Raw genomic sequence first — 12,226 nt, forward strand, 5'->3', positions numbered from 1 at the left:
AGTCGTATTGAGCGGTCGGGGACTGCCGCGAACCTTCCTCTGGATTGTCATCGCCATCCTCTGCTGTTTTCTCTGCCCGCACATTCCTGCGGCCGTGAGGCAAAGGGGACTATAAACGTGAACTTCAACCAAAAAACTGCACTTCGCCTTGAAATCGCCGCGCTGCCGCTCGCCCTTGCGAGCCTGTTCGCTCCGAGCGCCGCATGGTCGCAAGATGCGGCAGCGGCGGCCGCAAACTGCATTGACGAGGATGCAAACGGCGTTTGCGACGCGGAGGAAGCTGGCACCATCGTCGTTACCGGTTCACGCATTCGCCAGCCGCAGCTCGCCAATTCCGAGCCGACGGTTTCCGTCACCAGCCAATACATTGATGATCGCGGGATCACTAATGCGGCCGACGCACTTAACGAAATCCCCGGCTTCCGTGGTTCAGTTACGCCGGCTGGTGCGCAGGGCTCATTCGGTCAAGGCGTCAACTTCATCAACAGCTTCGGCCTCGGCTCCAATCGCAGTCTGACATTGCTAAACGGCCGCCGCGTGGTTTCCTCGAACGTAACAACGATTTTTGGCAACGCCTCGCCCGGCACGCAGGTCGACCTTAACACCATTCCGGTAATCCTTATCGATCGCATCGACCGCGTTTCAATTGGCGGCGCACCAGTTTACGGAACCGACGCGATTGCAGGCACCGTCAACATCATCCTCAAGAAGAAGTACAAGGGCCTTGAAGTCCGCGCCAGCGCGGGCGTCACCGAAGAAGGTGACAACTTCCGCTACAGCTTCGCTGGCGCCGGCGGTTTCGATTTCGCCGATGGCCGCGGCAACCTGACCCTGGCCGCCAGTTACGAGCATGTTGATGGAGTCCTGTTCAATTCGCGCGGCTTCTATCGCGAGAACCTTGGCAACCTGACCAACCCTTGCTCAACCTTCAGCGCCACCGGCGTCTGCACGTCCGCTACCTCCGCCAACCTGCTCGCCAACCTGTTCCGCAACTCGGCAAACATTACTCCTGCTACGGATGGCCGCGTCAATACGGGCATCGGTTTCAACGACACCACCAGCGACGGCATCCCCGGCAGCGTGTTGGCGCGCAACGTCACGTTGCCCCAGCTCAGCCGCGGCGGCGTGCTTTCGAACGGTGCCGGCATCTTTAAGTTCGCCTTCGACCCAAGCGGCAACCTGGTCCCCTACAACCCGGGCATTCCGTTTATCTCGCGCTTGGTGAATGCCAACGGCACCGGAAGCACCACCTCGCGTTCTTCTGGCGGTGACGGATTCAGCTTTAACGACTTCTCACAGATCACTTCGGATCTCGAGCGCATTAACGCGAACATGTTCTTCACCTATGACCTTACCGACAATATCCGGTTCTTCGCTGAAGGCATGTTCTTCCAAGGCAAGGGCAACGAGCTTGTCCAGCAGCCTACGTTTAACGCGACCCTGTTCGGCGGCGTTTCCAGCGCCCTCACATTCAGCGTCAACGACCCACGCCTGAGCGCGCAAGCCAAGAGCGTGCTGGCAGCAAATGGTTACACGACCACCTTCCAACTCAGCCGTGCAAACGTGGATCTTGCCGACCTTACGGGTAATTCTCGCAATCGGCTCTACCGCGGCGTCGTCGGCTTCGACGGAGACTTCTCGCTGGCCGGACGCGATTACAACTTCGAAGCCTACGTGAACTACGGCCGGAATGACTTCTGGGATTACAACCAGAACATCAACCAGCAAAACTTCGTTAATGCGATCAACAACTGCGGCACGACCGCTATCGTTGGCGGTCTGGCCACAGCCCCGGTCGCCGATGCGAACTGCCGTCCGCTGAGCCTATTTGGTGAAGGTGCGCCTTCCGCCGAAGCACGTGCCTACGTCATCCAACAGACGCTGGCCAAGACTCGCCTCGAGCAGTTCGTCGCCAACGTGAACGTCGGTGGTTCTCCGTTCGACCTGTTTGGTAACCCGGTCTCGTTCAACGCCGGTTACGAACACCATGAAGAAGAGGGCGCTTTCGTTCCTGACTCGTTCTTGCAGGCTGGGCTGGGCCGTTCGGTGGGCATTGCTGCGACCTCTGGCAAATATACACTTAACGAGTTTTTCGGCGAAGTCCTGGCTCCGATCATTACTCCGGACAATGACTTTATCTTCTCAAAACTTGAAGCCTATGGTCGAGTTCGCCACGTGAACAATTCGGTCAATGGCGGCTTCAACGCGTGGTCGGCAGGCGGCAGCTTCGCCCCAATCCGCGATATAGAGTTCCGGGGCAACTATACCCGGTCATTCCGTGCGCCGGCAATCGTTGAACTTTATTCACCGGTCACAAACGTATTCACGACCGTGCCTGATCTTTGTTCGCCAACCAATATTGCGGCTGGCCCGGTTCCAGCAACGCGTACCGCGAACTGCAACGCCTTCCTCGCCAAGTTCCCGACTGCCACGCCGCTCGCCGCGGCTGGTGCGACCATTCCAGGCCTGAACGGAGGCAACCCCAACCTGCGCAATGAAGTGGCTGACAGCTTCAGCTATGGTGTGATCATTCGCCCCCGTTTCGTTCGCAATCTGACGCTGACGGTCGATTACATTAACATCAAAATCAAGGACCCGATCTCGAGCTTGACTGTCGCGACGATCACTCAGTCCTGTTTCGACAATCCGGACTTTAACACTGCCGATCCAGCCAATGGCAACGGCTTCTGCTCGCTGATAAGGCGTGACGCGACAGGTCAGGTTATTTCGGATGCAGCAAACCCGGGCGTTACCTCGGGCTTCGTGAACGGCAAGCAGATCAAGATGGATGGTGTTCAGGCGACGCTTGACTACATCACCGAGCTTAACAGCCTCGGCATGGATGGTTCGTTCGAACTGGGCGGAGACCTTTTCTACCTGCGCAATCGTCTCGTTGACATCACCGGCATCGCGCCAGTCCAGTCGGAAGGCCTCCTTGGCGATCCGAAGTGGCAGGGCCAGATGCGCCTGCGCTACTCGAACAAGGCATGGGGCATTAGCACCAATATCAACTATGTTGGCACGCAAGCCCTTTCCTACACCAACCGCGGTGGCAACCCGAACGACACGCGCGAGTTCGACCATTATGATCCCTACGTGACGGTTGATGCGTCGATCTGGTTCGATACTGCTGACAAGTTCCGCCTAGGTATCGCGGTTACGAACCTGACCAACCGCATTGGGCAGGAATATTTTGGCTACATCATCCCGGGTTCGATCAACGATTCCCTGGGCCGCCGCTTCACCATGTCGGTGCGGAAGCGCTTCTAATCGCATGTCGGATATTGAATGAAAAGGGGAAGGGCGGGATCGAAGTATCCCGCCCTTTCTTTTTGCGCGCGAGCCGGTTCAGGCGAAGAGATCGCGCCCCGAAAGGCCGTCGGTCAGTGATTGCAGTGACTGCCCATCTTGCGCAATCCATGATCTGGCGGCGACAACTTCTTGCCCCAGCCCGCTTGAATCTGCCTTGGCGCGGGCCAGTCTGTCCGCGTTGTCGAAGGCGACATCGGGCCGCTTAGAATAGGTGGCGAATAGCGGCCCGTTGACGACCCGCCCGACCTCGGCAGGGGACACCGGCAGGCCGAAGTGCGCCGCGGCAAGGGCGACAGCGCGCGCGGGTTCGGCAAACAACAGCGCCGCATCGAGCGTAGCGGTCCGCGGCATGGCCTGCGCCAGCGCAAGGAAGCGCTCCGCCTGCCCGCGCCACAAGGCTGCCGCCCGGATGGCGTCGGATGCGCCGGAAGGCAGGGCGATCTCCGCAGCGAAATGGTCGGTAATGCCGCGCAGCCACTGGCGGTGATTGTCGCTGCGCAGGATGGCAGTGAGATAGTCCGAGAGGTTCCAGTAGAGCGCGATGGCCTTGTCCTGCGGGCGGCGCGCGGCAATGTCGGGCAGGAGGAAGTTCACCGGCACGTTGGCTTTCACCACGGTCGCCACGTCAGGATCATAGCGCCGCGCCAGCATAGCGAGGACGAGGTCCAGCGCCACATCATCGGGCGCGAAACCCAGTTGCCGCAGGGCCGCCGGTTCCTTGAGCACCAGCGCATCCGAGAGACCCTCAAGCGCGCGTGCCAGCAGCGTCGAGCCGCAATGGGCGACATGGAAAATCCAGCCCATCGCCGGTTGGCTGTCGCCACACCCGCCAGCCAGCATGGCAAGCGGCACGCGCATCGCACCGTCGCCTGCGGGTGAAATCCGCGCATCGAGGAAGATCGAGCGGCGGTAGGCCGCGCGGTCCATCGGCACGAAGAGCGCTTCGTCGCCCTCGAATGAATGGAGGTAATTGTCCGGTGAGGAAACGAGGTCAGCTAGCGTCATGGCCATGGTACCGCCTATAGCGCGGCCCCGGCACCTCGGCTATCACCCTGCTCATCATGGCCCGCGTCCACTTGCCCTTGCCCCAATTTCCGCTGGTCAGGATCGAAGCCGAGGGCGAGCGGACGATCGATACGCTGGCCCACGGCGAAGTGATCGCGCTCTACAAGGCGCACGGCGCGCTGCTGCTGCGCGGGTTTGACGCCGATCTTGATGCCTTTGCCCGCTTCACCCGCACTCTGTGTCCGACGGCGGTGAAGAACGAATCGCCCGGCCGTGTGACGATCGACACGACAGGCACGATCCAGAGTGTGAACCTGGGCGGCGACGCCTTTCCGCTGCACCCTGAACTCAGCCGCGAGCCATGGAAGCCCGACACCGCGTTCTTCATCTGCATGCAGCCGCCCGCGCAAGGCGGAGAGACCACGGTTTGCGACGGGGTCGCTCTTGCCGCCGCCCTGCCGCCGGAAGTCCAGCGCGGGCTGTCAGGCCGGCGGCTGGTCTATGCCATGCCGACATGGCCGGAGCTAATGCAGTTCTGGCTCGGCACGCCAAGTCCGAATGACGCGCTGCTCGCCGCGCCTCCGCCCTCTTGCCCCTATGAATTCCGCCGCATGAGCGACGGCTCCATTGCGCGGCTGTTCTCGCGCCCGGCGCTGCACAAGCCGATGTTCACTGACGAGCCGGCCTTCGGCAATTTCCTGCTCTTCGCGCGGTTTTACAACGGGCGCGGCGACTTCCCGCTGCTTGACGATTACACGCCGGTGCCAGAGGACTGGCTGCAGGCGATCAAGGCCCGCGGCGACCGGCTGAGCCATCCGGTCGCGTGGCAGACGGGCGATGTCGTCATGCTCGACAACACGCGCTTCATGCACGGGCGCCGACCGATCGACGATCCCGCCGAGCGGCACATCATCACCTACTTCGGCTATCTGGCCTGCGCCCAGCCTGATCCGGAGGAAGTGCCCGACGCGCCATGGCGGCGGCGCGATTTCGCACCACCCGCCAATCCTCGGGTAGCCTAGCCGACCGTAATCGCCAGTTCGCCGTCACCTTCGTCGATGGTCACCTTCGATCCGTCCGGGATTTCGCCCGCCAGCAGTTTTTCCGCCAGCGGATCCTGCAGGTAACGCTGCACCGCGCGCTTCAATGGCCGCGCACCATAGACCGGATCGTAACCGACCCGGCCCAGCCAGCGCTTCGCCGCATCGCTGAGGTCGATGCTGATCTTGCGATCTTTGAGCAGCTTGGCCACGCGGCCAACCTGAATCTCGACAATCGGAGCCATGTGGTCCTGGCCGAGGCGGTGGAACAGGATGATCTCGTCCAGACGGTTGAGGAATTCGGGGCGGAAATGCCCGCGCACGATTTCCATGACCTGAGGCTCGACAGACTCGACTGACTGCCCGTCCTCGAGATTGGCCAAGTATTGGCTGCCGAGGTTCGAGGTGAGGATGATCAGCGTGTTGGTGAAATCGACCACGCGGCCTTGCCCGTCGGTCAGGCGGCCATCGTCGAGGACTTGCAGCAGCACGTTGAACACGTCGGGGTGCGCCTTTTCGACCTCGTCGAACAGCACGACCTGATAGGGCCGCCGCCGCACGGCTTCGGTGAGGACGCCCCCTTCGTCGTAACCGACATAGCCCGGAGGCGCGCCGATCAGCCGGCTGACCGCGTGCTTTTCCATGAATTCGGACATGTCGATGCGCACCATCGCTGTGTCATCGTCGAACAGGAAGCCGGCGAGCGCCTTGGTCAGTTCGGTCTTGCCGACACCCGTGGGGCCGAGGAACAGGAAGCTGCCCAGCGGCCGGTTCGGGTCCTGCAATCCGGCGCGCGCGCGGCGCACGGCCTTGGACACGGCGATCACCGCGTCCTGCTGGCCGATCACGCGCTTGCCGATGGTCTCTTCCATCTTGAGCAGCTTCTCGCGCTCACCTTGCAGCATCCGGTCGACCGGTACCCCAGTCCAGCGGCTGACGACGGCGGCGATGTCGTCCGCGGTCACTTCCTCGCGCAGCAGGGCATTGCCGGCGCTGCCGTCAGCCAGATCGAGCTGCTTTTCGAGCTCCGGAATGCGGCCATAAGTCAGTTCGCCCGCCCGGGCGAGGTCACCCGCGCGCTGCGCCTGCTCCAATTCAAGCCGCGCGGCTTCAAGCTGCCCCTTGAGCTCGCCTTCCGCTGCGATCTTGTCGCGCTCGTTCTGCCAGCGCGTCGTCAGTTCAGCTGACTGCTGCTCAAGGTTCGCCAACTCCTCACGCAGGGCGGTGAGGCGATCCTTCGATGCCTGATCGTTCTCCTTGGCGAGCGCCAGTTCCTCGATCTTGAGCTGAATGATGCGCCGGTCGAGGACTTCGATTTCCTCGGGCTTGCTTTCCACTTCCATGCGGATGCGGCTGGCGGCCTCATCCATCAGGTCGATCGCCTTATCGGGCAGGAAACGGTCGGCAATGTAGCGGTTTGACAGCGTTGCCGCCGCGACAATTGCGTTGTCAGCAATGCGCACGCCGTGGTGCAGTTCGTAACGGTCCTTGAGCCCGCGCAGAATCGAGATCGTGTCCTCGACCGTGGGTTCACCGACAAACACCGGCTGGAAACGCCGCTGCAGCGCTGGATCCTTCTCTACGTACTTCTGGTATTCATCGAGCGTGGTCGCGCCGATGCAGTGCAGTTCGCCGCGCGCCAGCGCCGGCTTGAGCAGATTTCCCGCGTCCATCGACCCTTCCGACGCGCCCGCGCCGATCAGCGTGTGCATTTCATCGATGAACAGGATGATGTCGCCCTCGGCGCCCTTCACTTCGTCGAGCACGGACTTCAGCCGTTCCTCGAATTCACCACGATACTTGGCACCGGCAATCAGGCTGCCCATGTCGAGCGACATCAGGCGGCGACCTTTCAAGCTGTCGGGCACGTCACCATTGGCGATGCGCAGCGCGAGGCCTTCGGCAATCGCGGTCTTGCCGACGCCGGGTTCGCCGATCAGCGCCGGGTTGTTCTTGGTGCGGCGGGCGAGGATCTGGATAGTACGGCGGATTTCTTCGTCGCGGCCGATGACCGGGTCGAGCTTGCCGTCGCGCGCCGCCTGCGTCAGGTCGCGGGCGAATTTTTCGAGCGCCTGGTAGGTTTCCTCGGCAGATGCGCTGTCAGCCTTCTTACCGCCCCGCAGCGCAGTGATCGCAGCTTCCAGCCCCTGCGGCGTGATGCCTGCAGCTTTCAGCGCCTGCCCCGCCGCCGTTGTGCTCGCCAAAGCGAGGCCGAGTAGCATCCGTTCCACCGTGACATAGGCGTCGCCAGACTTGGTCGCAGCCTGCTCCGCGGCATCGAGCACGCGGACGAGATCGTTGTCGATACCGGGCGTCTGTTGCGCGCCGCCGCCTGTCACGGAGGCGATCTTGCCGAGCGCCTTGTCGACTTCGACCAGCGCCATCGGGGCATTGCCGCCGCTGCGCTGGATCAGGCCCGAGGCCATGCCTTCGCCATCCTCAAGCAACGCCTTGAGCAGGTGCTCGGGCGCGATGCGCTGATGGTTCATGCGGATCGCAACGGTCTGCGCCGACTGGAGAAAGCCCTTGGCGCGGTCGGTAAATTTTTCGAGGTTCATGGGTGTATCAGCCTCCTGTTACACCGCAAGGTAGTGTTGCTAATGGGCAACACAAGGACCTCGATCAAAAAGATGGAAAAAAAGGCGGCCCGGTTTCCCGAGCCGCCCCTTCTAATTTCATGCCGGCAATGCTCGGTGCACGCTGATGACATCCGGCGTGGTGTCGCGCTCACCGGTGACCGTGCCGCCATTGCGAACCGCTCCGGCGGGCAGCAGGCCCGCGCGCGTGCCGGTCCGGACCGCGACACTAGATTGCTGCACCGGATTCGCAAGCCGACGTGCTTAAGCCACGGTTCAGCAGAGCTAAGGCCTTCTGGGTGAAGCAAAGATCGACCGCGATCCTGCTCGCCATGCTGCCCGGCTTGCGGCATGGTCTCGAATCGAAACTGCCGAAGGGGACGGATATGCGACTGATCAGGCTTGCGCTTCTAGCTGGACTGGCAGTGCTGCCTGCCAGTGCCCCGGCGCAAAATGCCGCCCCCTCTCCGCGTTCCGCGCAGGGCGACGTGTCGGTGACGATCTACAACAACAACCTCGCACTGGTCCAGGACGTGCGGCAGGTCTCGCTGCCGAATGGCCGCAGCCGGCAGGAATTCCCTGACGTCTCCGCCATGATCCGCGCCGAAACGGTGACACTGTCGGGCGAAGGCTTTGGCGTGGTTGAGCAGAACTTCGACTATGACCTGCTGACCCCGGCGGCGCTGATGGAAAAGGCCGTGGGGCAGACGATCACGCTGGTCCGCACAAACCCCGCCACCGGCGCGGAAACGCGCGAGCGGGCGCTGGTCATGGCGGCGAACGGCGGCGTCGTGCTCAAGATCGGTGAGCGGATTGAAGTGCTGCGCGACGATGGCCTGCCGGTGCGGGTGATCTTTGACGCCATCCCGCCAAACCTGCGCGCGCGGCCAACGTTGTCGGTGACGATGGACGCCAAGACCACCGGCCCGCGCCCGCTGACACTGTCCTACCTCACCCCCGGCATGGGCTGGAAGGCCGACTACGTCACCTTGTTCGATGAAAAGGCCGGCAAGATCGACGTTCAGGGCTGGGTGACGCTGACCAACAACACTGGCACCACTTTCACCGGTGCCAATGTCCTGATGGTCGCGGGCAGCGTTGGGCAAGTAAACCAGTATGAGGGCTACAATGGCGGCTACGCGCCGCCGCCACCGTCCCGCCCGCGCGGCAATCGTCCCGGCACCGAAAGCGGCGGGCAGCAGCTCGGCGATTTTCACGTCTATCCGATCGCTGGCCGTACCACGATTGCCAATGCCCAGACCAAGCAGGTGAGCTTCCTCGACGTATCGGGCGTGCCGGCGCGCAAAGGCTATGAATATTCCAACAGCTGGATGGGCAACCAGAGCCAGCCGGTCAGCGCCAGTTCGATCCTCAAGTTCTCCAACGCCCGCTCCGGGGGGGTCGGCGCGGCGCTGCCGGCAGGCACGGTGCGCGTTTACATGCGCGATTCGAAGGGGCAGGCGCAGTTCATCGGCGAAAGCGGCATCGGCCACACCCCCGGCGGATCAAACCTTGCACTCCGCACTGGCGAGGCGTTCGACGTCAAGGTCCAGCCGGTCATGGAAATGCGTGAGCAGATCACGCTCGACGAGTGGGAGAAATATGCCCGCTACAAGATCACCTATCCCGATGGCTCGGTGAAGGAAGTCTCCGCCGAACGGCCCAAGACCTATTGGCGCACCCAGATGCGCTACATCGTGACCAATGCGCGCGACGTGCCGGTGACGGTCGATGTCGCGCAAGGCGGACTGAACCAGTGGTGGTGGTGGCGCGATCTGCGGGTGGTGGATGAATCGATCCCCGGCACTCAGGAAAGCGCTGACCGACGGACATGGGAAGTGCCTGTCCCGGCCAATGGCAAGACCGAACTGACGGTTACCTTTCTGACGCCGTGGTGACTGGGTGGTGCGCCGCCTGCTCGCCTTGATTCTCGCCCTGATCGCCAGCCCCGCGCTGGCGCAGATGCCGCTTGTCGTCTCGGCCAAGCCCGACAGCGTGGCAGTCACCATCTACCGCGACCCGCAGCGCGCGGCGGGCAATGCGATCAACAAAGGCAGCCCCGGTGCTTTCGCCCTGATCGCCGAAACCCGCGTGGTCGACCTGCCGCCCGGCGAAGTGGTGATCCGCTTTGAAGGCGTTGCCGGCGGGATCGTGCCGCAATCGGCGATCCTGTTCGGCACCAGCCCGCGCGAAAAGAACCGTGATGCCGCGCTGCTTTCGCAGAAAGGACTGGTCGACAATTTCACCGGGCAGGCCGTAATCCTGCGCCGCACCGATCCGGTCACTGGTGCCGTTACCGAGGAGCGCGCCACCGTGCGCTCCGCTGCCCAGCGGCTGGTGGTGACCACCGCCAAGGGCTCCGAAGCGGTCTATTGCAGCGGACTCAACCAAACGCTGATCTATCCCGGCGCCCCGGCCGACCTTTCCGCCAAGCCGGTCCTGACCATGACCACCAAGGATCAGCCGGGCGGCAAGGCGACGGTGACGCTCGCCTATATCGCCACCGGGTTTGACTGGGACGCGAGCTATGTCGCGGTGCTCAGTCCCGACGGGCAATCTATGTCGCTGCTGTCCTGGCTGACCATGGCCAGCGCCGATGAAACCAGCTTTGTCGATGCCACGACCAGCGCCGTGGCGGGCGAGATCAACCGATCCTACGAAACCCACGACGATACCGGCCAGCGCGCCAAGGACGAAGCCCGCTGGCTCAACAAGTGGGCGAACTGCTGGCCCGCGGGCCGCACGCACGAGATCCCGCTTTCCGAAGGCCCGATGCCGCCACCACCGCCGCCACCTCCGCCGATGGCTATGGCGATGTCTGCCATGTCCGACGACATCATCGTCACGGCCCGCCGCCGCGAGGAAAAGGCGATGGATTTGCCCATCGCAGTAACCGCCGTTTCGGAAGCGCTGGGCGATCTGAAGCTCTATCGCATTCCGATCCCGGTAACCGTGGCTTCGAACGCGCAGAAGCAGGTGGCCTTCCTCAATGCCCCCAAGGTCAAGGGCGATCTGGTCTATCGCAGCCGTGTCTATGGTCAGGCGGACGACCCGCAAATGCTGTTCCGCTTCCAGAACCGCAAAACCGAGGGGTTAGGCGATCCGCTGCCCGCCGGGCAGGTCGTGGTCTATCAGGATGGCGAACTGGGCCGGCAGGTCGTTGGCGAGACCTCCACCCGCAACAAGGCGGTGGGCGAAGAAGTCGAATTCGAATTCGGTGAACCCACCGGCTTCACCGTGCGCAGCGAAGAGGAAGCGCGGGTCAAGGGCAAGCCTGCCGCGGTCACCACTGTGGTGCGCAATGCCAACCCGTTTGCAGTGCGCTTTGAACTGGAATTCGCAGCCGGGGATGACCGGATCTACAAGGGTCTGCCCGGCAAGATGATCAGGAAGCCCGGCAAGCAGATCTGGGCGATGACGCTGGCTCCCGGCAGCGAAACCCGGCTGCGCTGGACGGTGGCGGAGGCGAAGGCGTTGAAGTAAGCCGTCGTCCCGGATTTGATCCGGGATCGCTGGAGCTATTGCGAGAACCTCTCGCCATGAGGCCAGCGATCCCGGGGCACGCCCGGGATGACGTGTGGCTCAATTCCCTAGCACGCCCTTCAGCAGCCCGCCGGCCTTGCCCAGCGGATCGGAGCGCAAACGGCCTTCCTCGCCGGCGATATACTTGTAGATCCCGTTCAGCGCCTGATCGGTCACCGAACCCGCCAGCTTGTCCCGCGTGAGGCCAGCGGCGCGCACCAGCGAATTGGTCTTGCCCAGCTGGTCCAGCGCTCCGAATGCGCCGACCCGCACCAGCGCGGCATCGATCAGCGGACGGAACTTGCCCCGCAGCACATCGCCCGAGCTGCGGCGCAGGTATTGGGTCGCGCCGTCGTTCTGGCCGACGATGCCTGGCACGTCGGTCAGCTTGAGCTGGTCAATCGCCGCGCGAAATACCGGCTTGGCTTCCTTGGCTGCCAAGCCCGCCGCATCGTTGAGCTTACGCGTGATTCCGTCCGTCAGCCCCAGCTTGTCCGCCCCGCCGAGCAGCTTGCCGATTGTCCCGCCCGCGCCGCCGACCAGCGGCAGCATGATGCGGATCGCGCTGTCGTTGTAAAAGCCCCCCGGCACCGAAAGCTTGTCGAGCGAGGAATCGCTTGCCTTGGCAAGCAGCGAGGTCAGCCCCGAGCCAAGGCCCAGCCCGCCCAGCACTTGCGCCCGCGCCGCGACGGGCAGGATCAGCGCGCCCATACCCATCAAGGCGATCATGTGGCGGCGGTCAGTGAAGTGGCGGTTTTCCATTCAAATGCT

General features: G+C 63.0%; 8 protein-coding genes. 4 read left to right on the plus strand and 4 right to left on the minus strand.

Translation table 11 applies throughout. From position 1 onward, the window contains the following. Window positions 1–117: 117 nt before the first annotated feature. Window positions 118–3,270, plus strand: coding sequence for a TonB-dependent receptor domain-containing protein (locus WG900_RS18430; protein WP_339969554.1), 3,153 nt, complete (start codon window positions 118–120; stop codon window positions 3,268–3,270). Window positions 3,271–3,348: 78 nt separating this feature from the next. Here WG900_RS18430 and WG900_RS18435 read toward each other — a convergent pair whose 3' ends face one another. Then, a complete protein-coding gene (locus WG900_RS18435) occupies window positions 3,349–4,323 on the minus strand; it encodes a hypothetical protein (protein WP_339969556.1) in 975 nt (324 codons plus the stop codon). 50 nt (window positions 4,324–4,373) lie between these two features. Between WG900_RS18435 and WG900_RS18440 the strand changes: the two genes are divergently transcribed. Further along, window positions 4,374–5,339: a TauD/TfdA family dioxygenase gene (locus WG900_RS18440; RefSeq protein ID WP_339969558.1), complete on the plus strand. Its 966-nt coding sequence runs from the start codon at window positions 4,374–4,376 to the stop codon at window positions 5,337–5,339. On the opposite strand, the gene clpB is transcribed toward WG900_RS18440, so the two are convergent. Beyond that, window positions 5,336–7,915, minus strand: coding sequence for an ATP-dependent chaperone ClpB (gene clpB / locus WG900_RS18445; protein ID WP_339969560.1), 2,580 nt, complete (start codon window positions 7,913–7,915; stop codon window positions 5,336–5,338). The two genes, WG900_RS18440 and clpB, sit on opposite strands and share 4 nt — an antisense overlap. A 117-nt stretch (window positions 7,916–8,032) precedes the next feature. Continuing rightward, a complete protein-coding gene (locus WG900_RS18450) occupies window positions 8,033–8,176 on the minus strand; it encodes a hypothetical protein (RefSeq protein ID WP_339969562.1) in 144 nt (47 codons plus the stop codon). 143 nt (window positions 8,177–8,319) lie between these two features. On the opposite strand from WG900_RS18450, the gene WG900_RS18455 reads away from it, so the two are divergent. Together WG900_RS18455 and WG900_RS18460 are read left to right on the plus strand one after the other, a co-directional pair. After that, complete coding sequence (locus tag WG900_RS18455; RefSeq protein WP_339969623.1) at window positions 8,320–9,831, plus strand: DUF4139 domain-containing protein; 1,512 nt, start codon at window positions 8,320–8,322, stop codon at window positions 9,829–9,831. A 7-nt stretch (window positions 9,832–9,838) separates the two neighbouring features. After that, window positions 9,839–11,416 (plus strand): DUF4139 domain-containing protein, encoded by a 1,578-nt coding sequence (locus WG900_RS18460; protein ID WP_339969564.1) that lies wholly within the window; start codon window positions 9,839–9,841, stop codon window positions 11,414–11,416. Between the two features lie 99 nt (window positions 11,417–11,515). Here WG900_RS18460 and WG900_RS18465 read toward each other — a convergent pair whose 3' ends face one another. Beyond that, window positions 11,516–12,217: a DUF4197 domain-containing protein gene (locus WG900_RS18465; protein ID WP_339969566.1), complete on the minus strand. Its 702-nt coding sequence runs from the start codon at window positions 12,215–12,217 to the stop codon at window positions 11,516–11,518. Between the last annotated feature and the right edge of the window lie 9 nt (window positions 12,218–12,226).

The organism is Novosphingobium aquae, assembly GCF_037572715.1.
In the GTDB taxonomy this organism is placed as follows: domain Bacteria; phylum Pseudomonadota; class Alphaproteobacteria; order Sphingomonadales; family Sphingomonadaceae; genus Novosphingobium; species Novosphingobium aquae.

What these genes read in the sequence shown, in the direction of transcription:
- WG900_RS18455 (WP_339969623.1), top strand. Translation starts at nt 8,320, where the DNA reads ATGCGACTGATCAGGCTTGCGCTTCTAGCTGGACTGGCAGTGCTGCCT.
- WG900_RS18440 (WP_339969558.1), top strand. Translation starts at nt 4,374, where the DNA reads ATGGCCCGCGTCCACTTGCCCTTGCCCCAATTTCCGCTGGTCAGGATC.
- clpB (WP_339969560.1), bottom strand. Translation starts at nt 7,915, where the DNA reads ATGAACCTCGAAAAATTTACCGACCGCGCCAAGGGCTTTCTCCAGTCG.
- WG900_RS18435 (WP_339969556.1), bottom strand. Translation starts at nt 4,323, where the DNA reads ATGGCCATGACGCTAGCTGACCTCGTTTCCTCACCGGACAATTACCTC.
- WG900_RS18465 (WP_339969566.1), bottom strand. Translation starts at nt 12,217, where the DNA reads ATGGAAAACCGCCACTTCACTGACCGCCGCCACATGATCGCCTTGATG.